The organism is Halomonas sabkhae, from assembly GCF_030409265.1.
Classification (GTDB): domain Bacteria; phylum Pseudomonadota; class Gammaproteobacteria; order Pseudomonadales; family Halomonadaceae; genus Halomonas; species Halomonas halmophila.
This window is the reverse complement of record NZ_JAUFPM010000017.1, coordinates 149207-173231: the sequence shown is the minus strand read 5'-3', so window position 1 is coordinate 173231 and position 24025 is coordinate 149207. Positions and strand designations below refer to the sequence as shown.

Sequence of the window (24025 nt, the reverse complement as noted above, 5' to 3'; positions counted from 1 at the left end):
GAAGCTGGAAGCTAGAAGCTAGAAGCTAGAAGCTAGAAGCTAGAAGCTAGCAGATCGTAACTCGTGGCTCGTGGCTCGCCGGTCAGCCAGCTGCGGTCAGCCGCGCCGATAACCAGCGACTGATATCACCGATCTGCTGCGGGCAGACCGCATGCGCCATGGGATACTGGCGAAACTCCACCGCATAGCCCATGGACTGCAGACGCTCCACGGCGGAACGGCCCAGGGATTCGGGCACTACCGGGTCCATGTTGCCATGATGCACCTCGATGGGTAGTTGCCGATTCGCTTCGGCATAGTCGAGACTGTCGGCGGTGGCGAGGTAGGTGGACAGCGCCAGCAGTCCGCCCAGTCGCTCGGGAAAGCTCAAGGCCGCCTCATAGGCCACGGCGCCGCCCTGCGAAAACCCGACTACGATGATCCGCTCGGGCGCGATGCCATGGCCGATCTGCTCGGTGATCAGTGCCTGTATGCGCTGCGCGGACTCTTTCAGCTGGGCTTCATCGACCTGGCGGTCGAGGCTCATCTCGATGATGTCGTACCAGGCCGGCATGACCATGCCGCCATTGACGGTAACCGCAAGACGCGGCGCATGGGGCAGGATGAAACGCACATTGGCATCGGGGGGGAGCTGCAGGGCCGGTACCAGGGGTTCGAAATCCCGGCCATCGGCCCCCAGGCCATGCAGGATGAACACACAGGCGTCGGCTACCTGGCCGTTGCGTGGCTCGATGATCAGCTCTTCCGGGGCGCTCATGGCGACATCCTCTACACAAGACAAAGGACACACCCTAGCGCACTGGCCGGAGCGAATAAATCACTGACAGCCTCGGGCTGACGCGACGCGCGGAATTTCGGGGGCCATAACGCAAGTGGGGCCCGCTTTCGCGAGCCCCACCTGGGTGTCATGCTGCAAGGAGCACGACAAACATCAAATCAGGAGATTAATCCTGAGCCTTGATGTTGGAAGCCTGCAGGCCTTTCTTACCCTGAGTGACGTCGAAGGAGACCTTCTGACCGTCCTGCAGAGACTTGAAGCCTTCAGCCTGAATCTCGGAGAAGTGAGCGAACAGGTCGTCACCGTTGTCGTCCGGAGAGATGAAGCCGAAGCCTTTAGTGTCGTTGAACCACTTAACTGTACCAGTAGCCATTTTGCGAATTCCTCAATAGCGAAGATTTACCGGGAAATACCCGAGTTGCAGTGGGTAAAACAAGAATCGTTTCACCGGGAAATCGACACTAGAGCGTTTCGATGACCACTTGCGATATGCGACTTGCTAACCTACTGCGAACTAGCATGCGCTTGTGCGGCGCACAGGTCAAACACTATTTGCACGGTGTGACGAAATCATGACGCTTCACCGGTCTTTCGGACCTCCGAATGGACAGCCGGGCCATGGCGGCAGGCAAGATCGTCCCGGATCGCTTGCAGCTATCCTCCTGCCTGCCGGCCCGGCGGCCACGACCTCCCTGCCCTCTGGCATAGAGAAGCCGAGCCTCAGTCCTGTTCGACCGAGAGCACTCCGTCCTCCCCCTGACGGGTGGTAATCTCGAGTTCGCGTCCATTCTGGCCACGCCCTTCGATCTCGATGCGACCGGCTTCATTGATCTGCACGCTCTCGAATTCGGTCATGCCCTCGGCACTCGCCGCGGAGAAGGCCTGACGCACATCCTCGGCGGTCATGCCCCAGGCACCGCTGACCAGCCGTTCACGCTCCTCGCGCAGCGTTTCATCGCTGTTCAGCGACAGGCGAACATCGGCGTACCATTCATCATCCAGCCAACCCTCGATTTCCGCCACATCCTGGCTATCCACCTCGATTTCCTCGTAATGCGTGAACCCGAAGGTCTGACCACGCTCCAGCAGGTTATCGAGCTGGTCGAGTGCGAGGCGGTCATCTGCCTGCGCCGTTCCGGCGACCAGTGCCAGTGACGAAACGGAGGCGATCATCAGTGTCTTGAACGTCATGGTAATGTCCTCTGCTTGTTGGGCCCGGGCGAAATCTGCCGGGCAATTCAGTCGGGTCGACAGCTGACGTTGTACCATCCGCCACCTTGCCCGAAGCTGACAGGGCCGTTCATGCTGCATTCATGTGCTCAATGGCAAGCTCCACGGCATGAAGATCCCTCGCTTCCTCGACACCCGGCGCCTGCGCCTGACACCGACCGGCTGCGGTACTGCTGCCGCAGGTATGCTGTTGTGTACCCTGGTGGCGACCTCGGTGCTGGCCGACGAGGACTGGCAGGAACTGCACGACGCAGTGCAACGCGGCGAGCTGGTCGAACTACCGACCATCCTCGACTGGCTGCAGTCCCGTTACCAGGGCGAGGTGCTGGAGGTCGAGCTGGAGCGTGATGATGGCGCAACCCTCTATGAAATCGAAATGCTCGGCCCCCAGGGGCAGGTCGTGGAATTCGAGTTCGACGCCGGCAACGGCCAGTTGGTCGGCATGGAAGGCGCGAACATCAACGCCATGAGGAAGTCACCATGAAAGTCCTGCTGGTCGAAGACGATGGCCCGCTCGCCGATGCCTTGAGCACCGCCCTGGCCGATGCCGGCGTGCTCATCGAACAGACCGCCGAGGGTGGCGAGGCCGACTTCCTGGTGCAGACCGAGCAATACGATGCGGTGATTCTCGACCTGGGTCTGCCGGATGGCGATGGCACCCGCTGGCTGGCCCAGTGGCGCGATGCCGGCATCGATCTGCCGGTGCTCGTGCTGACCGCCCGCGAACGCTGGGCCGACAAGGCGGCCGGCTTTTCCGCCGGTGCCGACGACTACGTGACCAAGCCCTTCGAGACCGCCGAAGTGCTGTTCCGCCTGCGTGCCCTGATGCGCCGCAGCCATGGCCACGCGCACCCGGTGCTGCGCGTCGGTGACCTGACCTTCGACACCCATACCGCCAGCGTGACCCTGGCCGGTCGCCCGGTGGGCCTGACCGCCCAGGAATCGCGCCTGCTGGCCTATCTGATCCATGCCGCGCCGCGGGTGGTCAGCCGCGCCGAACTCGCCGAGCACGTCTACGACCGCGACCACGAGCCGGATTCCAACGTCATCGATGTGCAGATCAGTCGGCTGCGGCGCAAGCTGGGCAGCCAGCGCATCGTGACCCAGCGCGGCCAGGGCTACCGGCTCGTCGACCATGAAGCCGCCTCATGAGCACGACCTGGCGTGACCGACTGACCCGCGCCTCCGTGGCCACCCGCCTGTTGCTGGCCGCCCTGCTGCTGGTCGGCCTGCTCCTGCCCCTGGCCGGCCTGGGGCTCGCCCACCATTTCCGCGACTCGGTCACCACGGTGTTCGACGAACGCCTGGACGGCCTGCTCAACCAGGTCATCGCCGGCGTGCGCTACGACGCGGTCGAGCAGCGCCTGGTGCATGACCGCGAGCTGGGCGAGCCGCGCTTTCGCCAGGTCCTTTCCGGCTGGTACTGGCAGGTCAGCGACGGCAACGATCGGCTGCTGAGTTCACGCTCGCTGTGGGACCAACGCCTGCCGGTCCTCGAGACCGGGGCCCCTCGGGAACTTGTCGGCCCCCGGGACACCGAGCTGCGTGTCCTCTCCCGACAGATCCAGCTGGCCCCGCTGGACACCCCGCTGCAGGTCAGCGTAGCGGCGCCCACTCGCGCCATCGATCTGGAAGCATCGCGCTTCAACCGACTCTTGAGCCTCTCGCTGGCCGCCCTCGGCCTGCTGATCCTGATCGGCCTGGCGCTGCAGATCCGCTGGGGCCTGGCGCCCCTGCGTCGACTCCGACACGACCTCGAGGCGGTGGAAAGCGGCGCCAGCGAACGCCTGGGCACCCGCCTGCCCACCGAGCTGGCGCGACTGGCCGGTGCCATGAATGCCGTGCTCGAGCGCGACCGTCGCCGCCTGGAGCGCGCTCGCCATGCCGCCGGCAACCTGGCCCACGCCCTCAAGACACCGGTCAGCGTGCTGACCACCCTTGCCGACAGCTTCCCGGAAGAGGCGCGCCGTCGGCTCAAGGGCGAACTGGCACGCATCGACGATGCCACTCGTCACCATCTGGCGCGGGCCTCCGCGGCCGGCGATGGCACGCTCAACCGCCCGATCGATTGTCACGCGACCCTGCGCCCGGTGCTCGACGGGCTTTCGCGCCTGGCCCAGCGGCGTGGCCTGGTGCTGGAGCACGATCTGGACGACCGGCTGAGCGTCCGCCTCGACCCCCAGGACCTGCAGGAAATCATCGGCAACCTGCTCGACAACGCCCTGCGCTGGGCCAGCCATCGCGTCACCCTGAGTGGCGGGCGAGATGACGAGGGCACCTGGCTGAAGGTCGAGGACGACGGCCCCGGGATGAGCGAGGCCGACTGCCAGGCCGCCCTGGCGCGGGGCGCACGGCTCGACGAACAGCGCTCCGGCAGTGGCCTGGGCCTGGCCATCGTGCATGACCTCGTCAAACTGCATGAAGGCACGCTGACCCTCGAGCGCGCCGACGGCGGCGGCCTTTGCGCCCGCCTCTGGCTGCCCGAGACCAGTTGGTAACCCCTGGCCCCTGACTGACGGCCCTCACAGTCCCGCGACTGAGTGGTATGCTGGACACATCGAGCGCTGCAACGCTCTCCGAGCCTGTCAGCGTGCCCCGACAATGTCCGAGTCACTGCCGACCGGCCTGCATGGCGGGAACGCGGCGAGACAAGATGGCGAGAAAGGAATCGACATGACTACAACGGAAGATGCATCCCAGCCCCTCCCTTCCGTACTGGCCGGCCCTCTGCTGAGACGCCTGTCGCCTGACCGGTTATTGCTCTGGGTGGTCGGCAGCCGCCCGCTGGACATGCAGCTGGTCCTGCAGCCCGAAGGCCAGCCACCGCGCCGCCTGGCGCTCAACGACAAACGCGTGCGCTGCCTGCCGCTGGGCCGGCATGCCTACCTGCACCTGATCGATGTCGCCCTGGGCACGTCGCTGCCCCAGGACCAGCGCATCGACTATGACCTGCGCCTCGGCGAGGAAGGCGGCATCGCCGACTGGGCCCCGCACCTGCTGCATGACGGCGCTCGACGCCCGAGCTTCGTGCTGGCCTCCACCCAGCGCCGGCTGATGCATGGCTCCTGCCGCCGCCCGCATCACGACGGCCCGGACGGCCTGGCACGCGCCGATGCCTGGCTCGCCGAGCGCCACGACGACACCACCCAGTGGCCCGCCTGGTTGTTGATGTCCGGCGACCAGATTTATGCCGATGACGTGGCCGGCCCGATGCTGGTGGCCATTCACCAGCTGATCCAGCAGCTGGGCCTGTTCGACGAGCCCCTGGAAGGCGCCACCATCCGTGACAGCCGCGCCCTGGCCACCACGGATACGGCTTATTACCGACGCGATTCCCTGCTGCCGGATGTCGAGGAGAGCAAGGATGTCCGCAAGGGCTTCTTCGGTGGCGCCCGCAAGCCCATCTTCACCTCGGCCAATGCCTCCAACCATCTGATCAGCTTCGGCGAGATCATCGCCATGTACCTGCTGGTCTGGTCGCCCACACCCTGGCAACTGGTGAAGATCGAACGCCCGGCGCTGGAGGACAGCCAGCGCGAGACCTTCGATGAGGAGTTCGGCGTCATCGAGCGTTTCGCCGAGGAACTGCCGGCCGTGGCGCGCCTGTTGGCCCATCTGCCGAGCCTGATGATCTTCGACGACCATGACGTCACCGATGACTGGAACCTGACCGCCGCCTGGGAGGAAACCGCCTACGGCAACCCCTTCTCGCGGCGCATCATCGGCAATGCGCTGATGGGCTATCTGCTCTGCCAGGGCTGGGGCAACGACCCCGACCGGCTGGCCGAGCCCATGGACGAGGTCGCGGCACTGCTCGAGACCGCCGCCCGGGAAGACGGCTGGCTGCCCGCCGAACCCCATGACCAGTTCCTCGACAACCTGCAACGCTTCCAGGGGTGGGAGTATCAGGTACCCGGCACCCCCAAGCTGGTGGTGCTGGATACCCGCACCCGTCGCTGGCGCAGCGAACGCAAGCGCGGCCGCCCGTCCGGGCTGATGGACTGGGAAGCGCTCTCCGACCTGCAGCAGCAGATGCTCGACGCGCCCTCGGTGGTGATCGTCTCACCGACCCCGATGTTCGGCGTCAAGCTCATCGAGGCCGTGCAGAAACTCTTCACCCTGGCCGGCAAGCCGCTGCTGGTGGATGCCGAGAACTGGATGGCGCATCGCGGCGCGGCCAGCGTGATGCTCAACATCTTCCGCCACTCGCGCACCCCGGGACATTACGTGGTGCTGTCCGGCGATGTGCATTATTCCTTCGCCTACGACATCAAGATTCGCCACAGCAAGCAGGGTTCGCGCATCTGGCAGATCACCTCGAGCGGTGTGAAAAACGCCTTCCCCGACACCCTGCTGGACACCTTCGACCGCGCCAACCGCTGGCTGTATGCGCCGCGCTCACCGCTCAACTGGTTCACCAAGCGTCGGCCCATGCGCATCCGGCCGCGCGACCCGGACCGTGCCGAGGCCGGCGAGCGCCTCTGGAACGGCGCCGGTATCGGTCTGGTGGTGCTCGACGACCAGGGCCGCCCGGAGGACATCCGCCAGCTCGATGCCCGCGGCTTCGACGTGGTCTTCCCACCGCCGCGCAAGGACAGCTGACGCTTCGCCACTTCACGGCCACGACTCAACGACACGACGGACGCCATGACCCTCGACACTACCCAGCAGAATCAACAGCGGGATCACTTCGCCGACCAGGACGCCATCTGGCTGTTCGGCTATGGCTCACTGATCTGGAAGGCCGGCTTCGACTACCTGGAACGCCGCCCGGCGAGCATTCGCGGCTGGACGCGCCGCTTCTGGCAGGGCTCCCACGACCACCGTGGCACCCCCGACTCGCCGGGACGCGTCGCCACCCTGCTGCCCGACCCCGGTGCCACCTGCCACGGCATGGCCTATCGCATCACCCCGGACGTGCTCGGCCCACTGGACGTGCGCGAGAAGAACGGCTACCTGCGCGAGGTCGTCACCCTGCGCTTCAATGATGGCGACACCGCCCAGGGTCTGGTGTACATCGCCACCGAACACAACGCTGCCTTTCTCGGTGAAGCCCCGCTGGAGACCATGGCCCGTCAGATCGCCACCGCGCAGGGGCCCAGCGGCCCCAATCGCGACTACCTGCTGAACCTGGATGACGCCCTCAACCAGCTCGGCGTCGAGGATACCCACATCAGGGAATTGGCTCACCAGTTACGCCAGGTGGACGACACGACCCCCGAGACATCCTGATCACGCCCGGCCCGATGGAGAGACTCGCCCATGACCGTCACCCTGGATGACGTACGACAAGCCGCGGAGCGCACCCGCGACCAGCTGGTGCGCACGCCCTGTCTGCACTCGGCCACGCTCTCGGCGCTGACCGGCTGCGAGCTGTACATCAAGTTCGAGAACCACCAGTTCACCGCCGCCTTCAAGGAACGCGGCGCCCTCAATCATCTGCTGATGCTGTCCGAAGACGAGCGCCGCCGGGGCGTCATCGCGATGTCGGCGGGCAACCATGCCCAGGCGGTGGCCTACCACGCCGCCCGCCTGGGCATTCACGCCACCATCGTCATGCCGCGCCACACCCCCAACCTCAAGGTGCGCAATACTCGCCAGCTGGGCGCCGAAGTGCACCTCGAAGGCAATGGCGTCGACGAGGCCGGCACCTATGCCCAGCGCCTGGCCGAAGAGCGCGACCTGGTCTTCGTCCATCCCTACGACGACCCGGCCATCATCGCCGGCCAGGGCACCATGGCGCTGGAAATGCTCGAGGACCATCCGGACCTGGAGAGCCTGGTCATCCCCATCGGCGGGGGCGGTCTGATCAGCGGCAATGCCGTGGCCGCCCGGGCGCTGCGCCCGGAGATCGAGATCGTCGGCGTGCAGAGCCAACGCTACCCGGCCATGCAGCAAGTGCTGGCCGGCGAGCCGGTCCACTGCGGCCAAGCCAGTCTCGCCGAGGGCATTGCCGTCAAGCAGCCCGGTGAGCTGACCCGAGAGATCATCCGCCAGCACGTCAACGACATCTGCCTGGTCGACGAACCGGAAATCGAACGCGCCATCCTGCTGTTGCTGGAAATCGAGAAAACCGTCGCCGAGGGTGCCGGCGCCGCCGGCCTGGCCGCCATCCTCGACGACCCGGAGCGCTTCCGCGGCCGCCGGGTCGGCCTGGTGCTGTGCGGCGGCAACATCGACATGCTGGCCCTGTCCTCGGTGATCCAGCGCGGCCTGGTCCGCAGCGGGCGTATCGTGCGCGTGCGCGTCGGCATCTCGGATGTGCCCGGCGCCCTCTCCGAGCTCACCAACCTGCTCGCCGAACAGCGCGCCAATGTCATCACCATTGCCCATCAGCGCACCTTCACCGACCTCTCGCTGCGTGCCACCGAAGTCGAGGCTACGCTGGAGACACTGGGTCGCGATCATACCCGGGATGTCATCGAAGCGTTACGCGCCGAAGGCTATGATCCGGTGCTGCCGGCCAACGAGGTGCATCCCGATGAGCGCTGGGCGGATAGCTGAACAACGCCGCCGGGCCGCAGGCGCGGAGCGACGACAGGCCCCGGGCATGATGCCGGGACACTTGGCGCGTATAATGCGCGATGACATGATGCCGCTTGATCGTCAGGCGACTGGCGCGGCAAGCCCGTCCTTCATTTTACGACCGACATGGAAAGCGCAATGAGCAGACAGATCAACGTGGCCTCCCCGCTTGTCATCCTGCATGGCGACGAAATGGCGCAGGTGGCCTTCGAACGTATTCTCGAGACCTTCGTGACCCGGCCGCTGGACATCAATCTGGTCGAGATCGACCTGACGGCGGAGAACCGACTGGCGACCAACGGCCAGGCCGTCACCGATGCCATCGAGGCTCTCAACCGCCATGGCGTAGGCGTCAAGAACGCCGGCATGACGGTCAACCGTGAACAACTCGATGCCATGCTCGCCGAGCGCCCCGCGCTCGATCGCGCCAGCCTCAATCCGCTGGCCACCAAGTCGCCCAACGGCGCCATCCGCAAGGGCATCGGCGGCAACATCACCCGCGAAGACATCGAGTTCCGCAACCTGCGGCTCGAGCGTCCACAGTGGGTGGGCCGCGATATCGTCGTCGACACCATGGACGACGGCGGCATCAAGGACAGCCACAATGCCCTCGCCGATGGCTCCGGCATGGTCAAGCTGCTGTTCGTCGGCGCCAGCGGCGACCCGGTCGAACTGCACCGCCGCGAAGTCCACAAGGGCGACCCCTGGCTGCTGGCCACCAATGACCTGGAAGCGGTCAAGGCCTGGGCGCATCGCTTCTTCCAGCGTGCCATCGACGAGCAGCGCGACATCTACCTGGGCCTCAAGGACACGGTCATCGCCGGCTATGACGGCGTGATGCGCGCCGCCATCGAGGACATCTACAAGGCCGACTACCAGGCCAGGGTCGAGGAACTGGGGCTCGAGTACCACTACGAGCTGATCGACGCCCAGGCCGCGCGGCTGGTCGCCAACCCGCCGGAGCGCGCCCTGTGGGGGGTGCCGGACAACACCTCCGGGCGCAAGCTGTACAAGCTGGTCGAGCAGCTCAAGCGCCACGGCATCCCGGACCGCAAGGCCCAGGTGTCGATCTCGCGCATGAGTGCCGGCGGCGGCGACCAGTACGGCAGCTACAATGCGCCGGCCGAGGAAGATGGCATCCTCAAGGTGGTGGTCGACGGCGAGGAGAAGCATGCCCGCCACGTCCGCAAGGGCGACCCCATCCTGCTGATGTCCAACGACCGCGCGGCGATCAAGGACTGGGTGCTGCAGGTCTTCCGCGACGCCTCGCGCAAGGACAAGGAGGTCTACTTCGGCCTCAAGCGCGAGTACATGGATTACGATGAGGTGTTCAGCAACGTCATCACCGAAGCGCGTCGTGAGCTGGCCAAGGCCGATACGCCGCCCCCGTCGTTCATGATCATGCGGCCCTCGCGTCAGCTGGTCAAAATGATCACCGACCCGCCCCGCAACGCCCTCTACCCGGCGCAGAACCTGGACGGCGACATCTTCTCGGATATCTCCGCGGCCCTGGGCGGCAGCCTGGCCACCGCCAGCTCGATCATCGAGAGCAAGAACGGCACCATGCTGTTCGAGGCGCCCCACGGCACCGCCCACGACCTCTACCTGCAGTACCAGGAGAGCGACGGCAAGGTCGCGCACTTCAACTCCTCGGCGCTGATCTATGCCATGGGCAATGCCCTGGAAACCGTCGCCGAACGCGAGGGCAATGACGAGCTGGGCGACTACGCCAGCCGCCTCAAGGCCGCACTGATCGACACCATCGGCGACGGCATCGTCACCGGCGATCTCAAGGGCAAGACCAACGAGCCCGAGAAGGAAAGCGTGGTCGACATGCAGGGCTTCATCGACGCCGTCGCCGAACGCCTCACGGCGTGATGCGCCGCCGTGTCCCGGCACCTGTGGCGTGCAGGTGCCGGCCGCCCCTGGTGTCGCCTGTGTCACGACCATGAGCACGCTCGTCCTCTACGTTGCCGCCGCCCTGGCCGAGATCGCCGGCTGCTTCAGCGTCTGGGCCTGGTGGCGGCTCGACAAGTCCGCCCTCTGGCTGCTGCCCGGCGTGGCCAGCCTGGTGCTCTTCGCCTGGCTGCTCAGCCTCAGCGACGCCGACTACGCCGGCCGCGCCTATGCGGCCTACGGCGGCGTCTACATCGTCACCTCGCTGGGCTGGCTGTGGCTGGTCGAGCAGCGCCTGCCCGACCGCTGGGACCTGATCGGCGCGGCGATCTGCCTGGCCGGCGCCGGGATCATCCTGCTCGCCCCACGGGGTAGCTGAGCGCAAGTCGTGCACACCTCAACGAGCATGGCCGGCACCACCTGCGTGGGCCGGCCATTTTGTGACGCCATCCTTTCCTCGACCGGCGATCAGCGACCGGCGACGGCGGTGCCTCTGCCGCCACGACGCCTGACCAGGCTATCCACCAACGCCATGACGAGCATCGACGCTCCCACCAGCGGGAAGATCACCCCGCCGATGGCGAGCAGCGCCAGCACGCCGCGCAGTCGCCCTGGATCGCCGGGTTCCGGCGGCACGCCGAGACGCCCGCTGGGTCGACGCTTCCACCACATCACACCCGAGGACACGCACAGCAGCACGATGCCGGCACAGGCCAGGGCCAGGATCAGCTGGTTGGCCAGGCCGTACTGCTGCCCCAGATGCACATTGATGCCCCACTCCAGGCCGCGCCCCAGCGGGCCATAGTCGGCATAATTCATGTCCAGCAAGGCCTCGCCGGAATACTGATCGAGGTGCACCACGCGCTGGTGGCCTAGGTCGTCCGGATAGATCGAGCCGGTGTACACGCCCTGCGCGGAACCCGGCAGGTTCACCGCATACCCCGGCGCCAGCCCCAGCGCATCGAATCGCGCCACGGCCCGATCGAGGCCGATCGGCTCGGCACCCGTTTCGCTCGATGCAGGCGCGGCCTCCGGCGGCGTCGAGGTGGGCAACTGCGCCTGCTTCAGGGACCAGGAGGTATCGCTGTGCTCGGCGAGACGCACCTCGGACATCGGCACATTGACCCGCACGCCATCGGGATAGCCGAAGTTGTGGCCATTGGCCAGTTCGTTGACCTTGCTGCCCCAGACCGTCGACCAGGGCATGCCGGTGATCGCCAGAAAGAGGATGAAGCCGCCCACAAGAATGCCGGTCACCGCATGCAGGTCGCGCCAGAACACCCGTTTGCCCGGCTTGCCGCGTACCGAGACCACACCACCGCGTCGGCCGCGTGGCCACCACAGATAGATCCCGGTCAGCACCAGCAGGATCGCCCAGCCAGCGACGATCTCGATGATCAGGCTCGCCGCCTCGCCGAAATAATTCAGGCTGTGCAGGTAACGCACCACCCACATGAGGCTGCCGCGATACGGCAGGCTGCCGGTGACCTCGCCGCTGTAGGGGTCGACATGGACGGCCTGCTTGCCGGCCTCACTGGCAATATCCACCTCGGCGGCATGAGCGGGCGACGCCGGTGGCACATAGCGAAACGCCTCGCCCGGCTGCGCCGCCAGCGCCGCCGTTACCTGCTGCTCCGGCGACACAGCGGGTGACGCCTGGGCTTCGACCCGCACGATATCGGCGTTCCACCACTGGCCGATTTCATCCTTGAACAGATACAGGCCACCCGTCACAGCCAGCGAGACCAGAAACGGGATCACGATCAGTCCGGCATAGAAATGCCAGCGCCAGACCGCACGATAAAGATCCTGAGCATTGCCACTCATGACGCATCCTCTTGCACAACGATGATGACCCGCACCCTCCAGGTCCGATCCAAAAGCCATCCTCCGGCCCCGGCTGATACAGATACGCGGCCAGGCACAAAGCGTTTCCCGAGCTGGAAGATTAATTCATGGCCTGTCGGACGGGTCCGGCCATGATATCTCGGCACTGGTCATGGACCGGAGCCGATACATGCGGTGCGGTGTCGCAGACCGGTGAGGCAGTCGTTTGACAAACCGCCGTTCATTATATAGAACGTTCTATATAACGAACACCGTGCCATCGAGCGAGTTCACGATCATGAGCGATATGGACAGGCTTTCCCTGAGCACCCTGGGGCAGCACCTGCAGACCCTGCGCCGGGCGCGCGGCTGGTCGCTCTCGCAGCTGGCCACCGCCGCGGGCATCGCCAAATCCAACCTGTCGCGCCTGGAACAGGGCGACGGCAACCCGACACTGGACACCATCTGGCGCCTGGCGGTGCAGCTCGATGTGCCCTTCGGCACCCTGGTGGCGCCGATCAAGGTCCCGCTGGGCGAAGACGGCGTGGAGGTCCATCTGCTCGACCAGGGCCAGGACTCGCCGCGCGTCGATGCCTACTGGATGCGCTGCGCGCCCCACACCGTGCGACATGCCGAGGGCCACACGCCCGGTGCCCGGGAATCCCTGACCGTGATCAGCGGCCGGCTCGAAGCCGGCCCGGAAGACGACATCCGGCCACTCGGGGCCGGCGATACCCTCGAATTCCACGCCGACCAGCCGCACCTCTACCGCACCCGGGACACCTGGGCCACGCTGCTCATGAGCATCGTCTACGCCGACATGCAGGCCGAACCATGACCACCGATACCCGACGCCTGACGACACCTGCCTGGTGGCTCGGCATGCGCGAGGCCATCCCGCTGCTGGGTGGCTACATCCCGGTCGCCATCTCCTTCGGGCTGGTATCGATCCAGGCCGGCTTCACCACCTGGGAAGCCACTCTGATCTCGCTTTTGATCTATGCCGGCGCCTCGCAGTTCCTGTTCATCGGCATGGCGGCGGCCGGCGCTCCCCTCTGGCTGCTGATCGCCATGACCCTGCTGATCAATGTGCGTCACATGGTCTATGGACCGAACCTGGCGCCCTAGTTGACGACCAGTCGCTGGTGGCCCTGGCTGATGCACGGCCTGACCGATCAGGTCTTCGCCCTGGCGCACACGCGCATGCCCCAACTCGAGGCCTCCCAGCGCCTGGGCTGGTATAGCGGTGCCGCCCTGTTGGCCTGGGTGAGCTGGGTCGCCGGCACCGCCCTGGGCGCCATTGCCGGCGACTGGCTGATGGCGCAATGGCCGCTGCTCGGCGAGGTCATGCCCTTCGCCCTGCCGGCACTATTTCTGGTGCTGGTGATGCCGCGCTTCACCTCGCCACGCTGGACGGCTGCCCTGTTGCTGACCATCGCCATTGCCATGACCTGCACCCTGAATGGCCTGACCAATCTGGGCATTCCGCTGGCTGCCGGCTGTGGTGTGCTGTGCTTCTATCTGGTCAGGCTCGGTGCCCGACCGAACGCCTCACCCGCCTCGCGAGGTTCCCATGAGTAATCGGCTCTGGCTGGCCGTGCTGGCCTGCGCCCTCGGCACCTACCTGATCCGCCTGCTGCCGCTGCTATGGATGCGGCGCCGCCTCAGGCGCCTGGACGGCAACGACAGCGTGGAGGCCATGCCGCAATGGCTGAGCATCCTCGGCCCGATGATGATCGCCGCCCTCTTCGGTGTCTCGCTGGTGCCCCGCCAGCCCGATACCACGGCCTGGCTCGCCACCCTGCTGGGCGTCATCGCTACCCTGATCGTCTGGTACCGCCTGCGCTCGCTGGGCTGGCCGATCATCGCCGGAGTCGGCACCTATGGCAGCGTCATCCTGCTGATGGACATGCTTCAGGGCTGAAGCTCCCGGCCCGGTCGACTTGACCGCCACGCACGAGTCGCGTCAATCTGCCGATCAGACTGGCACGCTTCGCCGCGTGCCTCGACGCCTCCACCACAAGCGAGAATGCGGCATGCACCATGCTTCGGACCCGGCCTCGGACCCCGCCGCCGGCACCTCGACCGGCCCCGACGCCATGCCAGGTGCCATCACCCGGGAACAACTCGAGGAGCTGCTGCAGGGCGTCGCCGACCAGGATCGCCAGGCCTTCGCCCGACTCTACGAGGCCACCGCAGCGAAACTCTATGGGGCCGTGCTGCGTATCTTGAAGCACGAGCAGCGGACCGACGATGTCGTTCAGGAGGTCTACGTCACTATCTGGCAAAAGGCCGAGCAGTTCGATGCGCTCAAGGCTTCGCCCATCACCTGGATGGTGACCATCGCCCGCAACCGCGCCATCGACGAGTTGCGCCGACGCCCCACGGCCCGCCACGAGCCGGCCGACATCCTGGATCAAACCGCCTCGGATACGCCCAGCGCCCGTGAACGCCTGGAGGGTGAAGAGGATGCGCAACGCCTCTACGCCTGCCTGGAGGAACTCGAGGGTCGCCGCCAGGACATGGTTCGGCTGGCCTATCTGGAAGGCTGGTCACGCGCCGACCTGGCGGAACATTTCGAGCAGCCGGTCAATACCGTCAAGACCTGGCTGCACCGTGCCCTCAAGCAACTCAAGGGGTGTCTGGCATCATGACCGACCGCGACGATCTCGACATGCTGGCCGCGGAGTATGTGCTCGGCACCCTGGACGCCGAAGAACGCACTCGGGTCGCGCAGCGCCGCCAGGACGACGCCACGCTCAATGACCTGATCGAGGCCTGGGAAGCCCGTCTTGCCCCCTTGGGCGACGAAATCCGGGAGGTCGCCCCCGGGCCCGACCTGCTGCAGCGCATCGAGGCCCGCCTGGATGCCCTGGAGGCCGAGCGGGCCGCCGCCACCCGGACTACCGACAGCGACGCGCCGCGCGACAATGTCCATCAACTGCAGCGTCGCCTGCGCTTCTGGCAATGGGGCACCGGCCTGGCCACGGCCGCCGCCCTGGTGCTCGCCGTGTTGCTGTTGGCCCCCTTCCCGCCGCAGGACGCTCGCGAACCCTTCGTCGCGGTCTTCCAGCAGAACGACCAGCAGCCGGCCTTCATGGTCTCGGTGGAGCTGCCCAGTCGTGACCTGCACGTGCAGGCCGTCGCGGCCGAGCCACTGCCCGACAAGAGCTATCAGATGTGGATCAAGGAAGATTCCCTGGGTCCCAAGCCACGCTCCGTGGGCGTGCTCAACGACGACCTGAGCCTGGCCGCCAACGCCCTCAGCGAGTACAGCCCCGAGCTGCTCAAGCGCGCCACCTTCGGCATCAGCGTCGAGCCACCGGGCGGCTCACCGACCGGCCAGCCTACCGGCCCGGCCATCCATGGCTACCTCTACCCGGCCACGCGTAACCTCTGATTTCGGGTATCCGCTGAAACCCGCGGCGCCCTCCCTGCGTATCTGACCATGTCCCCATCACCACAGGGTGGGAACATGCTCGGATACCAAGGAGAAGAGAATGATGACCAAGCTGATGGCAAGCGCATTCGTTTCCGCTTCACTGCTGGTCGGCGCCAGCCTGGCACAAGCCGACATGCACGGCGACAAGCATCCCCAGGTCTGGGCCGATGACCAGTCCGTTTCCGGCGGCGCCGTAACGGCCGAGAAGGTCATGACCAACACCAACGGCTGGCTGGTGGTGCACCGCACCGACGAAAGCATGAAACCCGGCCCGGTGGTCGGCCATGCCCCGCTCCAGAAAGGCAAGAACATGCACGTCACCGCCCTGCTCACCGAAGAGGTCAGCGCCGGCGACCACCTGATGCTGATGGTGCACGGCGAAGACGGCGGCATGAAGACCGGCATCTTCGAATACACCCTGGGCGCCTCCGAGGACGGCCCGATCAAGATGGACGGCGAACTGGTCACCCAGACCATCACCGCCGAGTAATCCCGCTCGCACTCTATATCCTTGACTGGCTTCTACGTCGCACAGCGAAGGGACCCCACGGGGTCCCTTTATTCATGCGGCGCACTACCCGCCTGCATCACCGCCTCGAACCAGTGATAATCACGCGACGCCAGCCGGCCACCGGCCTGCTGATAGACCACCATCAACTCCTCGAACGCCACCTCGTGCTGGCCATAGCCGGCGCCGGGCAGACTCGCCCAGATGTTCGCGCAGGCCGCAATGGCGCGACGCAGTCGACCGGACTGAATCAACGGTAGGGCACGCTGCTCGCGCAGCTGCTGCAGCGCATAACGATCCTGGCTCTCGGGGCCGAAATCCGGCAACGCCAGCAACGGCTGATAGTGCCGCCAGTAGCGAGCCAGAATCTGATAACGCCCCGCCGCCGTCGACCACAGACCGGGGGCATACTCGATGGCCTCAGCCTCGATCAGGGGATGCTCGGCATAGCTCGAGAACGTCTCCATCGCCCCGGGTAGCGACCCCACCAGGACGTCATAGCCATCATCGGACAGCGCCAGCATCGCCTCACCGATCTCGGCATGCGCCAGCATGTCCAGAAAGGCACAGACATCCCGCCCTCCGGCGGCTCGAGCCTCGATACGCGGCATGATGATTCCCTTTCATTACCGACCCGCCGACCGCGCAGCCCTCCCCGAAAGGCACCCGGGAAGCACCCTGCATCCTGCCCCGCGATCGTTCCTCGCAGCATAACAGGCGGGTGTGGTCAGGGGGGACACTGGGTATGCAGGCGTACCGCGCTGGCAATGCCGACAAGAAGACTCCCAAGAGAGGCAGAAAACCGGTCACAATCGACAGGCATGCCACCCGGCCCTGTCCATTGCCACCAAGGTAGTGGCAACGGACGGGGCGGCATCACAGCGACAAGGCACGACAAGGGGAACACCACAATGGGAATCGAACAGGGAATCTGGAAACTCGGCCACACGCCACAGAAGCTGCGGCCCACGGGGCTGGCCGACGAAGGGCAGCTCGAAGAGCAGATCATGCAGGACATCGCCATCCTCAATCAGGACTGGCTACTGATCGGCCGACAGGTTCGCACCGACTTCGACAAGATGATCGACCTGCTTGCCCTGGATGCCAATGGCAACGTCATCATCATCGAACTAAAGCGCGACAAGACACCTCGCGACGTGGTGGCCCAGGCCATCGACTATGCCGCCTGGGTGGTCACCCTCGCCGACTACCAGCTCATCGACATCTATCAGGCCTTCGCCGAACGCTATCAGCGCCCTCATGCGTCTCTCGAGGACGCCTTCGAGGGCAAGTTCGGCATCACGCTGGATAGCGTTGCCCTCAATGAGAACCACCAGATGGTCGTGGTGGCCACCCAGCTCGACGCCAGTAGCGAGCGCATCATCAACTATCTCAACGACCATGCCCAGCTCGCGATCAACGCCCTGTTCTTCGCCGCTTTCGAGGACCAGGGCAACCAGTATCTGAGCCGGGCCTGGATGATCGACCCCGACGAGCCGCCACAACCGTTGGCTCGAAAGCCACGCCGCGAGCCCTGGAACGGCGAGTTCTATGCCTCCTTCGGTGATGACCGACCCTGGGAGCTGGCACGCCGGCACGGGTTTATCGCCGGGGGTGGTGCGAGCTGGTACTCGAAAACCCTCTCCATGCTCTCGGAAGGTGACCAGGTCTGGGTCAATATCCCCAAAACCGGCTATGTGGGCGTTGCCGAGGTAACCGGAGAACGCTGCCGGGCCGACGAGTTCCGGGTCTCGACCGAGCAGGGTCCAACCCTGTTGACCGAGCTCACCACAGCCGCTGAATACCCGCATCTCTATCAGTTCAGCGACGAGCATGGCGCGGACACGGCAGAATACCTGGTGCCGGTCCGCTGGATCGCCTCATTCCCCACTTCTCAGGCATTCAGCGAGGTCGGCCTGTTCGGCAATCAGAATACCGTGTGCAAGCCGACCACGCCGAAATGGGAGCATACCGTCTCGCGCTTGAAGCAGACCTGGGGCCTGGCGGATTAAGTGAGCCCCGCATCCGATACCGGCGGAACGCCCGGCACATCGTTAGAAGTCGAGAACGAGTTGCGAGGGCTGAAAAGGCCGTTGCAGGCCTGATTCGGTGCGCCTGCTTTGCAGCGAGCCAGTATGCATCTCGGCCGTGAAGCAGTGATGTCCGTTTCGGCCATTGCGCTTGGCGTGGTACATGGCCGTGTCGGCGTTGTGCATGAGGGCATCGGCATCGTCGGCATCATCCGGGTAGAGGCTGATGCCGATGCTGAGCGTGACATGGAACTGATTGCCATGAATGCAGAACGGCCGGCCAAGGACGGCCAGCAGTTTTTCCGCGACTCGGGTGGCATCCTCGGGTCGATTGATCTCGGCAAGCAGGACCACGAATTCGTCGCCACCCTGGCGACACACGGTGTCGATGTCGCGCATGCACTCCTGAACACGACTCGCCACCGCCTGAAGCAGGCTGTCCCCCACGGCATGGCCGAACGAATCATTGATGGGCTTGAAAGCGTCAAGGTCGAGATAGAGCAGAGCGACCAGGTGACGGTGACGTCGGGCCAGGCCAAGGGCCCGGGAGAGCCGTTCGGTCAACAGGGCACGGTTGGGCAGTCCGGTGAGCGGGTCATGCTGCGCGAGGTGGGCCATTCTCTCCAGCATGACCTGTGAGCGAGTGGCATCGCGGAACACGATCACGGCGCCGGTAACGCGCCCCTCACGGTCGCGGATGGGCGCCGCGGAATCCTCGATCGCAAGCTTGCTGCCATCCTGGCGGACCAGCACGCAATCCAGGGTGAAGCCTGCCGTTCGGTTCTGCTCGATGGCGCGACGTCCGGGGATGATGGCCGTTCGGTTTGTCATGCCGTCAACGAGAGGCAACACCCGCGAGACTGGCGCTCCGGTGGCCTCGCGTAGTGACCAGCCTGTCAGGGTCTCCGCCTCTCGGTTCATGTAGGTGACTGTGCCGCGGAGGTCGATGATCAGGACGGCATCGCTGATAGCGTCGAGGGCCGCCCTCGCCCATCGCTGCTCGGCAGGGAAGGAGGCGGAACCGAGTGGTGTCCCGGTGGCGCCCTCAAGCATCGCGCCGTTACTCATGCACTTGGCCCGGGGACGCGCCTGGCCCTTGGGGCAGATCCTCATGAGGTGAGCGGGGATGGCAGGGTCCGCTGGGTGCTCGAGGGCTTGAGACAAGGGACATGGTCATCAGAAGGGCGTGTATTACCATAAGCCGGTTCCCTGTTCTGCCGATGTCCGATTTCCGCCGGGATAACGTTGCCTGGCCCGAGCCCTGCCTGGAAGCCTGGCCGCTATCCAACGAGCGTAGTGGCGTGACGGCGTTGCTTCCGTGCGCTAGCGTACAAAGCATGGTCTTCGTTTCCAGCGACTCAGTCGGCGGGTGGGAAATGCAGCCAGGCTCCTGTGAGCCAGCACTTCTCCTGATATATCAATGGCTTGTCGGCTTCCTGATGTTGCGATGAAGGCCGTCCTGCCTCTTGCCCGAGACCCGATTCAAGTCCAGCAAGACGCTCCAGCGGCTGACTCGGTCCGTCAATCACCGTCGGACACCTCCGCTCTTCTCCCCCTTTGCCGGGGGCTTGCCTGATACGGGAGTATTCGTCATGACTTCGCAACATGACCCTCGTCAGAATCACCTGCTGGCAGCCCTGCCGAAGGATGAATACCAGCGCCTGGCACCCCACCTCGAACGGGTTGTGCTAACACTGGGGGACTCGCTGGTCGAGTCGGGAAAGGTGATGCGCCATGTCTATTTCCCGACGGACTCCATCGTATCGCTACTGTGCGTGATGGAAGATGGTGACTCGACGGAAATTGCCGTCGTCGGGGCCGAGGGTATCGTCGGCATCTCGCTGTTCATGGGCGGCGAAACCACGCCGGGCCGAGCCGTCGTACAAAGCGCTGGCAGCGCCTATCGCCTCAAGGGGCAATTGCTGAAAGATGAGTTCGATCGCGCCTCGACGCTCCAGTACCTGTTGTTGCGTTATACCCAGGCCCTGATCACCCAGATGGCGCAGACGGCGGTATGCAACCGACACCACAGCCTGGACCAGCAGCTATGTCGGTGGCTCTTGCTGAGCCTGGATCGCTTGCCGAGCCACGAACTGATCATGACCCAAGAGTTGATCGCCAACATGCTTGGCGTGCGTCGCGAGGGAGTCACCGAGTCGGCCGGCAAGCTGCAGAAGGCCGGGTTGATTGCCTACCATCGTGGTCGCATCAGTATCCTGGACAGGCCTGGCCTGGAAGCACGGGTCTGTGAGTGCTATGCGACCGTCAAGAAAGAGTACGATCGCCTACTGAGCTACCATCCTCCCGGGTGATGGAGCCATTTCCTCGAGGCGCGATAGCGTGCTCGAGCAACACTTTTCCCTCGTGTGTCTCCTGGCGCACCGACGACATGACGATGAACATGCCATTGTTCATTCGGTAGCTTTTCGGGGATTGCCTGATCACCCCGGCTGCCGTCGGCCTCGGAGCCTGGTGGTTGCCCGCCATGTGCCGATTGCCGGTTCCTCACCAGGAGCGCACCCATGCAGTCCCTTATCCCCAGCCCGCTGACCAACGGCCTTATCGACAGCTTGCCGCTTCAGGACCGAGCGCCTTTCCTTGCCGACTGCGAGACCATCGACCTGACATTTGGTGCGGTGATTACCGAACCCGGCGGGAAGATTCTGCATGTCTATTTTCCCCTCGACTGCTTCATTTCCCTGATTGCCAGTCTGAGCGACAGTGAGCGGCTGGAAGTGGCCATGATCGGCAGTGAAGGGATGTATGGAATGCCCCTGATCCTGGGACTCGAGGAGTCGCCCTTGCGCGCCCTGGTGCAGGGCGCAGGGCAGGCCCTGCGCATGCCGGTGGCTGACTTTGGCGGCCACCTGGAACAGCGCACGGCGCTTCAGGTACTGCTGAAGCGCTATCTCTATGTGCAGATGCACCAGCTCGGTCGGGTGGCGGCGTGTACTCACTTTCATCAGGTCGAGGCGCGCCTGGCGCGCTGGCTGCTGATGACCCAGGATCGTGCGCACTCGGACCGGCTGCACCTTACCCACGAGTTTCTGGCCATGATGCTGGGGGTGCGGCGCGCCGGCATCACCCTGGCTGCCATGGCGCTTCAGGGGCGCCGGTTGATCAGTTATCAGCGCGGGGATATCACGGTGCTGGATCGGGCGGGCCTGATCGAGGCCGCCTGCGGGTGCTATACCGACGACCGGAGCATCTACCGCCGGGTCATTACGGAAGGAAGCGCGCCAGCGGGAACGTCGTGATGGTGCTATGTAGACGGTCGTGCTGATTTACTGGCTCATCAATCCTCCTGGCCATCTGCGGTGCGCAAGCCAGGAAGCCAAGTCGAGTGACTCCATGGCCGACACTTTCGCCAGAGTCACCAGGCGCGTGGTGGGTTCCAGCAGCGTACCGCGGGCGAAGCGATTGTTGGCGCCCATGATGGGATCGGGGCATCAGCATCAGTTGACACGCATCTGTTTGCTGCTTTGAGCACTATACACAGCCCCTGCTGCGCCGCTTAAAGCCAGTCACATGCTGCCGACCGCGCGAGAGGGTCTTTGTTACGACCAACCGGGTCAGGCCAAGGAGGAAGTTGATCCAAGCCATCGGGGCTCCACGACAACGAATACGCCCTACGACACAGGCACAACATCATGGTGCATGAGGCAAAGAAGAAAGCGCCACAACCGTGATTGTGGCGCTTCAATCATTCTACCCGGATTTAATCCGACATCGCCTTGAGAGGATTTTCCCGAGGCTTGCGAATCACCATGAAGTAGAAGAAGACGGCGGTCAGGGCAATGAAGAACAGGCTATCCGGACTGGTCAGGAAGACCATTGGACTGCCGTCATTGATCGAGAGCGCACGACGGCAATATTCTTCGAGACTTGGCCCCAGCACAAAACCCAGCAGCAGACAGACCGTGGGATATTTCTGCTTGCGCAGGAAATAGGCCAGTACACCGAACACCAGCGCCAGAGCCATCTGGAAGGTCGAGTACGTGGCGACATAACTGCCCACCAGGGCCACAACCGCGATGCTCGAGTAGAGAACGTCGCGACGAATCGACACGATCTTCAGGAAGTACGGTCCCAACAAGTAAAGCGTCAGCGGCACCAGAACCAAGGCACTGACAAAGAGCGAGGCGAACATCGGGGCAACCAGATCAAGCTGCTGGGTCATGAACTGCGGTCCAGGCTGCAAACCATTGATCACCAGTACACCGAGAACGATGGCCGTCGTGGGATCTCCGGGAATACCAAACGTCAGCATCGGGACGAAGGCACCGCCACACATGGAATTGTTGGCACATTCGGCAGATGCGATGCCCTCGGGATTCCCCTTGCCATAACGCTCAGGGTGCTTGGAGGAGCGCATCGATTCGGCATAGGAGACAAAGGCCGCCATCGATCCACCGGCACCCGGCAGAATGCCCACGGCGTAACCAATGACCGCGCTTTTCAAATAGCGCACCAAACCGATTTCCCGCACTTCGGACAACGGCGGAATGAAATCACGGCGTTTGACCTTCGCGGCTTGCAGCTTGCTGGGGTCGACCGTCCGAGCACTCCGGCTATCGGCCTGGATCAGCAACTCACTGATAGCAAAGGTCCCGATGATCAAGGGCATCATGTCGATCCCCTGCACCAGCACGCTGCTGCCGAAGGTAAAGCGAGCCAACGGCTGCACAACATCGATACCGATAGTGGCAATCATCACGCCCAGCAGTGTGGCAATCATGCCTTTGGTGACCGAGCCACGCTGGGAAATGATGATCACGATGAGCGCGAAGGCAATCAAGGAAAACTTGCCCGGGGTGCGAATCAGCAATGCCACATCGGCGGCCAGGGGCGACAGCACCATCAACAGCAAGGCCCCCACCGAACCACCAATCATCGACCCAAGGGCAGCGTGCCCCAGAGCCTTGGCCCCCTCACCACGCCGCTGCATCGGATACCCTTCCAGCGCGGTCATCATCGATGAGGGCGCGCCGGGAATATTGATGGTCGTGGCCGTGATGCTGCCACTGCACATACCTGCCATGAAGATGCTGGCACATGCCACCAATGCCGTGGTGACATCCAGGCTATACGTCAGTGGAAGCAGCAGTGCAATGGCTAGAACGGACGTCAGCCCCGGCACGGCACCAAACAGTGTGCCGATCAGGAAGCCGCCTACCATGTATAACAGTGTTTCGGGGTTGGCGAGCGCAGCGAATCCGCCCAGAAGACCGTAAAGAGATTCCATGATCATTAACTCCAGAAGGTCGGAAGGCGAACCTGGAAAAAGACCTCAAACAGCAGATACCCCGCCCCCGTAATCGCACAGGTTGCGATCAGTCGCATCAGCCAGTTCTTCGCCGCACCACTGCCGAACTGGAACATCAGCAGCAAAACGTAAAAGAAGGTCGATACGAAATAACCGATCAGATCGAAGGCCAGCAGATATCCGGCCGTCAGCAGGACGACACTAATGGCACCCACCGAAATTCCGCCATAGGTCTTGCTCAATTCGGCATCGTCGTCGACCTCGGCATCAGGCGTCTTATGCTCCTCGCTGCGGGCTCGGCGAACATCCTGTGCCATCGCGACAACCAGAGCGACCAGCATGAGCACTGCGGTCACTATGGGGAAGAAAGAGGCTGTCATATTGCCATCTTTCATGGGCGGGCCAATCTGAATCGCCGAGATCAGATAAACAATCGTGATGACTGCCAGTACAGCCGGAACGTAGAACCCACCGCCTAGGGAAAGCCGTTTGGAAGACATATCAGAACCTATTAAACATCATT

The 24025-nt window shown here is 64.3% G+C and carries 24 protein-coding genes and 1 pseudogene; 17 read left to right on the top strand and 8 right to left on the bottom strand.

Going from position 1 to position 24025, the window contains the following annotated elements; all coding sequences use genetic code 11:
- Positions 1–82: 82 nt before the first annotated feature.
- The 3 genes from QWY79_RS11600 to QWY79_RS11590 form a co-directional block, all read right to left on the bottom strand.
- Positions 83–757, bottom strand: a complete 675-nt coding sequence (locus tag QWY79_RS11600) for an alpha/beta hydrolase (RefSeq protein ID WP_290272870.1) — start codon at positions 755–757, stop codon at positions 83–85.
- Between the two features lie 187 nt (positions 758–944).
- A complete protein-coding gene (locus tag QWY79_RS11595) occupies positions 945–1151 on the bottom strand; it encodes a cold-shock protein (RefSeq protein ID WP_141317549.1) in 207 nt (68 codons plus the stop codon).
- Positions 1152–1498: 347 nt separating this feature from the next.
- Entirely contained in the window at positions 1499–1969 is a 471-nt protein-coding gene (locus QWY79_RS11590) for a PepSY domain-containing protein (RefSeq protein WP_290272868.1), read from the bottom strand.
- Between the two features lie 148 nt (positions 1970–2117).
- Between QWY79_RS11590 and QWY79_RS11585 the strand changes: the two genes are divergently transcribed.
- From QWY79_RS11585 to QWY79_RS11550, 8 genes are all read left to right on the top strand, one after another.
- Positions 2118–2492 carry a PepSY domain-containing protein gene (locus tag QWY79_RS11585; RefSeq protein ID WP_290272866.1) on the top strand — a complete coding sequence of 125 codons (375 nt, stop codon included), beginning with the start codon at positions 2118–2120 and terminating at the stop codon, positions 2490–2492.
- The gene (locus QWY79_RS11580; RefSeq protein WP_290272864.1) at positions 2489–3160 is read left to right on the top strand and encodes a winged helix-turn-helix domain-containing protein; all 672 of its coding nucleotides are present in this window, start codon (positions 2489–2491) and stop codon (positions 3158–3160) included. The genes QWY79_RS11585 and QWY79_RS11580 overlap by 4 nt, the downstream gene beginning before the upstream one ends.
- Positions 3157–4506, top strand: coding sequence for a sensor histidine kinase (locus QWY79_RS11575; RefSeq protein ID WP_290272863.1), 1350 nt, complete (start codon positions 3157–3159; stop codon positions 4504–4506). Before QWY79_RS11580 ends, QWY79_RS11575 begins: the two co-directional genes overlap by 4 nt.
- A gap of 175 nt (positions 4507–4681) precedes the next feature.
- Entirely contained in the window at positions 4682–6610 is a 1929-nt protein-coding gene (locus QWY79_RS11570; protein ID WP_290272860.1) for a metallophosphoesterase family protein, read from the top strand.
- Between the two features lie 45 nt (positions 6611–6655).
- A complete protein-coding gene (locus QWY79_RS11565) occupies positions 6656–7240 on the top strand; it encodes a gamma-glutamylcyclotransferase (RefSeq protein ID WP_290272858.1) in 585 nt (194 codons plus the stop codon).
- 30 nt (positions 7241–7270) lie between these two features.
- Positions 7271–8512, top strand: a complete 1242-nt coding sequence (locus QWY79_RS11560; RefSeq protein ID WP_290272856.1) for a threonine ammonia-lyase — start codon at positions 7271–7273, stop codon at positions 8510–8512.
- Positions 8513–8671: 159 nt separating this feature from the next.
- Positions 8672–10411, top strand: a complete 1740-nt coding sequence (locus QWY79_RS11555; protein WP_290272854.1) for an NADP-dependent isocitrate dehydrogenase — start codon at positions 8672–8674, stop codon at positions 10409–10411.
- Between the two features lie 70 nt (positions 10412–10481).
- Positions 10482–10808: a YnfA family protein gene (locus tag QWY79_RS11550; RefSeq protein ID WP_290272851.1), complete on the top strand. Its 327-nt coding sequence runs from the start codon at positions 10482–10484 to the stop codon at positions 10806–10808.
- Between the two features lie 89 nt (positions 10809–10897).
- Here QWY79_RS11550 and QWY79_RS11545 read toward each other — a convergent pair whose 3' ends face one another.
- Positions 10898–12256, bottom strand: coding sequence for a PepSY-associated TM helix domain-containing protein (locus tag QWY79_RS11545; RefSeq protein ID WP_290272850.1), 1359 nt, complete (start codon positions 12254–12256; stop codon positions 10898–10900).
- 307 nt (positions 12257–12563) lie between these two features.
- Here QWY79_RS11545 and QWY79_RS11540 point away from each other — a divergent pair, with 307 nt between their 5' ends.
- The 6 genes and pseudogenes from QWY79_RS11540 to QWY79_RS11515 all read left to right on the top strand — a co-directional run bounded on the left by QWY79_RS11540 (position 12564) and on the right by QWY79_RS11515 (position 16188).
- On the top strand, positions 12564–13094 hold the full coding sequence (locus QWY79_RS11540) for a helix-turn-helix domain-containing protein (RefSeq protein ID WP_290273443.1): 531 nt from the start codon (positions 12564–12566) through the stop codon (positions 13092–13094).
- Positions 13091–13837, top strand: a pseudogene (locus QWY79_RS11535) (AzlC family ABC transporter permease). Before QWY79_RS11540 ends, QWY79_RS11535 begins: the two are co-directional and overlap by 4 nt.
- Positions 13830–14180: an AzlD domain-containing protein gene (locus tag QWY79_RS11530; RefSeq protein ID WP_290272848.1), complete on the top strand. Its 351-nt coding sequence runs from the start codon at positions 13830–13832 to the stop codon at positions 14178–14180. Before QWY79_RS11535 ends, QWY79_RS11530 begins: the two are co-directional and overlap by 8 nt.
- A 112-nt stretch (positions 14181–14292) precedes the next feature.
- Complete coding sequence (locus QWY79_RS11525; protein ID WP_290272846.1) at positions 14293–14910, top strand: sigma-70 family RNA polymerase sigma factor; 618 nt, start codon at positions 14293–14295, stop codon at positions 14908–14910.
- The gene (locus QWY79_RS11520) at positions 14907–15656 is read left to right on the top strand and encodes an anti-sigma factor (protein WP_290272844.1); all 750 of its coding nucleotides are present in this window, start codon (positions 14907–14909) and stop codon (positions 15654–15656) included. Before QWY79_RS11525 ends, QWY79_RS11520 begins: the two co-directional genes overlap by 4 nt.
- A gap of 100 nt (positions 15657–15756) precedes the next feature.
- Positions 15757–16188: a DUF7282 domain-containing protein gene (locus QWY79_RS11515; protein WP_290272842.1), complete on the top strand. Its 432-nt coding sequence runs from the start codon at positions 15757–15759 to the stop codon at positions 16186–16188.
- A 68-nt stretch (positions 16189–16256) separates the two neighbouring features.
- On the opposite strand, the gene QWY79_RS11510 is transcribed toward QWY79_RS11515, so the two are convergent.
- Positions 16257–16817, bottom strand: a complete 561-nt coding sequence (locus tag QWY79_RS11510) for a glycoside hydrolase family 24 protein (protein ID WP_290272840.1) — start codon at positions 16815–16817, stop codon at positions 16257–16259.
- A gap of 300 nt (positions 16818–17117) precedes the next feature.
- Between QWY79_RS11510 and QWY79_RS11505 the strand changes: the two genes are divergently transcribed.
- The gene (locus tag QWY79_RS11505) at positions 17118–18218 is read left to right on the top strand and encodes a DUF8606 domain-containing protein (protein WP_290272839.1); all 1101 of its coding nucleotides are present in this window, start codon (positions 17118–17120) and stop codon (positions 18216–18218) included.
- A 42-nt stretch (positions 18219–18260) separates the two neighbouring features.
- On the opposite strand, the gene QWY79_RS11500 is transcribed toward QWY79_RS11505, so the two are convergent.
- Complete coding sequence (locus QWY79_RS11500) at positions 18261–19304, bottom strand: diguanylate cyclase domain-containing protein (RefSeq protein ID WP_290272836.1); 1044 nt, start codon at positions 19302–19304, stop codon at positions 18261–18263.
- Between the two features lie 524 nt (positions 19305–19828).
- On the opposite strand from QWY79_RS11500, the gene QWY79_RS11495 reads away from it, so the two are divergent.
- Positions 19829–20548 (top strand): Crp/Fnr family transcriptional regulator, encoded by a 720-nt coding sequence (locus tag QWY79_RS11495; protein WP_290272834.1) that lies wholly within the window; start codon positions 19829–19831, stop codon positions 20546–20548.
- A gap of 210 nt (positions 20549–20758) precedes the next feature.
- A complete protein-coding gene (locus QWY79_RS11490; protein WP_290272832.1) occupies positions 20759–21493 on the top strand; it encodes a Crp/Fnr family transcriptional regulator in 735 nt (244 codons plus the stop codon).
- A 461-nt stretch (positions 21494–21954) separates the two neighbouring features.
- Here QWY79_RS11490 and QWY79_RS11485 read toward each other — a convergent pair whose 3' ends face one another.
- Together QWY79_RS11485 and QWY79_RS11480 are read right to left on the bottom strand one after the other, a co-directional pair.
- Positions 21955–23481, bottom strand: coding sequence for a tripartite tricarboxylate transporter permease (locus QWY79_RS11485; protein ID WP_290272830.1), 1527 nt, complete (start codon positions 23479–23481; stop codon positions 21955–21957).
- Between the two features lie 5 nt (positions 23482–23486).
- A complete protein-coding gene (locus tag QWY79_RS11480) occupies positions 23487–24002 on the bottom strand; it encodes a tripartite tricarboxylate transporter TctB family protein (protein WP_290272828.1) in 516 nt (171 codons plus the stop codon).
- Positions 24003–24025 lie beyond the last annotated feature (23 nt).

What these genes read in the sequence shown, in the direction of transcription:
- QWY79_RS11600 (WP_290272870.1), bottom strand. Translation starts at nt 757, where the DNA reads ATGAGCGCCCCGGAAGAGCTGATCATCGAGCCACGCAACGGCCAGGTA.
- QWY79_RS11595 (WP_141317549.1), bottom strand. Translation starts at nt 1,151, where the DNA reads ATGGCTACTGGTACAGTTAAGTGGTTCAACGACACTAAAGGCTTCGGC.
- QWY79_RS11590 (WP_290272868.1), bottom strand. Translation starts at nt 1,969, where the DNA reads ATGACGTTCAAGACACTGATGATCGCCTCCGTTTCGTCACTGGCACTG.
- QWY79_RS11585 (WP_290272866.1), top strand. Translation starts at nt 2,118, where the DNA reads ATGAAGATCCCTCGCTTCCTCGACACCCGGCGCCTGCGCCTGACACCG.
- QWY79_RS11580 (WP_290272864.1), top strand. Translation starts at nt 2,489, where the DNA reads ATGAAAGTCCTGCTGGTCGAAGACGATGGCCCGCTCGCCGATGCCTTG.
- QWY79_RS11575 (WP_290272863.1), top strand. Translation starts at nt 3,157, where the DNA reads ATGAGCACGACCTGGCGTGACCGACTGACCCGCGCCTCCGTGGCCACC.
- QWY79_RS11570 (WP_290272860.1), top strand. Translation starts at nt 4,682, where the DNA reads ATGACTACAACGGAAGATGCATCCCAGCCCCTCCCTTCCGTACTGGCC.
- QWY79_RS11565 (WP_290272858.1), top strand. Translation starts at nt 6,656, where the DNA reads ATGACCCTCGACACTACCCAGCAGAATCAACAGCGGGATCACTTCGCC.
- QWY79_RS11560 (WP_290272856.1), top strand. Translation starts at nt 7,271, where the DNA reads ATGACCGTCACCCTGGATGACGTACGACAAGCCGCGGAGCGCACCCGC.
- QWY79_RS11555 (WP_290272854.1), top strand. Translation starts at nt 8,672, where the DNA reads ATGAGCAGACAGATCAACGTGGCCTCCCCGCTTGTCATCCTGCATGGC.
- QWY79_RS11550 (WP_290272851.1), top strand. Translation starts at nt 10,482, where the DNA reads ATGAGCACGCTCGTCCTCTACGTTGCCGCCGCCCTGGCCGAGATCGCC.
- QWY79_RS11545 (WP_290272850.1), bottom strand. Translation starts at nt 12,256, where the DNA reads ATGAGTGGCAATGCTCAGGATCTTTATCGTGCGGTCTGGCGCTGGCAT.
- QWY79_RS11540 (WP_290273443.1), top strand. Translation starts at nt 12,564, where the DNA reads ATGGACAGGCTTTCCCTGAGCACCCTGGGGCAGCACCTGCAGACCCTG.
- QWY79_RS11530 (WP_290272848.1), top strand. Translation starts at nt 13,830, where the DNA reads ATGAGTAATCGGCTCTGGCTGGCCGTGCTGGCCTGCGCCCTCGGCACC.
- QWY79_RS11525 (WP_290272846.1), top strand. Translation starts at nt 14,293, where the DNA reads ATGCACCATGCTTCGGACCCGGCCTCGGACCCCGCCGCCGGCACCTCG.
- QWY79_RS11520 (WP_290272844.1), top strand. Translation starts at nt 14,907, where the DNA reads ATGACCGACCGCGACGATCTCGACATGCTGGCCGCGGAGTATGTGCTC.
- QWY79_RS11515 (WP_290272842.1), top strand. Translation starts at nt 15,757, where the DNA reads ATGATGACCAAGCTGATGGCAAGCGCATTCGTTTCCGCTTCACTGCTG.
- QWY79_RS11510 (WP_290272840.1), bottom strand. Translation starts at nt 16,817, where the DNA reads ATGCCGCGTATCGAGGCTCGAGCCGCCGGAGGGCGGGATGTCTGTGCC.
- QWY79_RS11505 (WP_290272839.1), top strand. Translation starts at nt 17,118, where the DNA reads ATGGGAATCGAACAGGGAATCTGGAAACTCGGCCACACGCCACAGAAG.
- QWY79_RS11500 (WP_290272836.1), bottom strand. Translation starts at nt 19,304, where the DNA reads ATGAGTAACGGCGCGATGCTTGAGGGCGCCACCGGGACACCACTCGGT.
- QWY79_RS11495 (WP_290272834.1), top strand. Translation starts at nt 19,829, where the DNA reads ATGACTTCGCAACATGACCCTCGTCAGAATCACCTGCTGGCAGCCCTG.
- QWY79_RS11490 (WP_290272832.1), top strand. Translation starts at nt 20,759, where the DNA reads ATGCAGTCCCTTATCCCCAGCCCGCTGACCAACGGCCTTATCGACAGC.
- QWY79_RS11485 (WP_290272830.1), bottom strand. Translation starts at nt 23,481, where the DNA reads ATGGAATCTCTTTACGGTCTTCTGGGCGGATTCGCTGCGCTCGCCAAC.
- QWY79_RS11480 (WP_290272828.1), bottom strand. Translation starts at nt 24,002, where the DNA reads ATGTCTTCCAAACGGCTTTCCCTAGGCGGTGGGTTCTACGTTCCGGCT.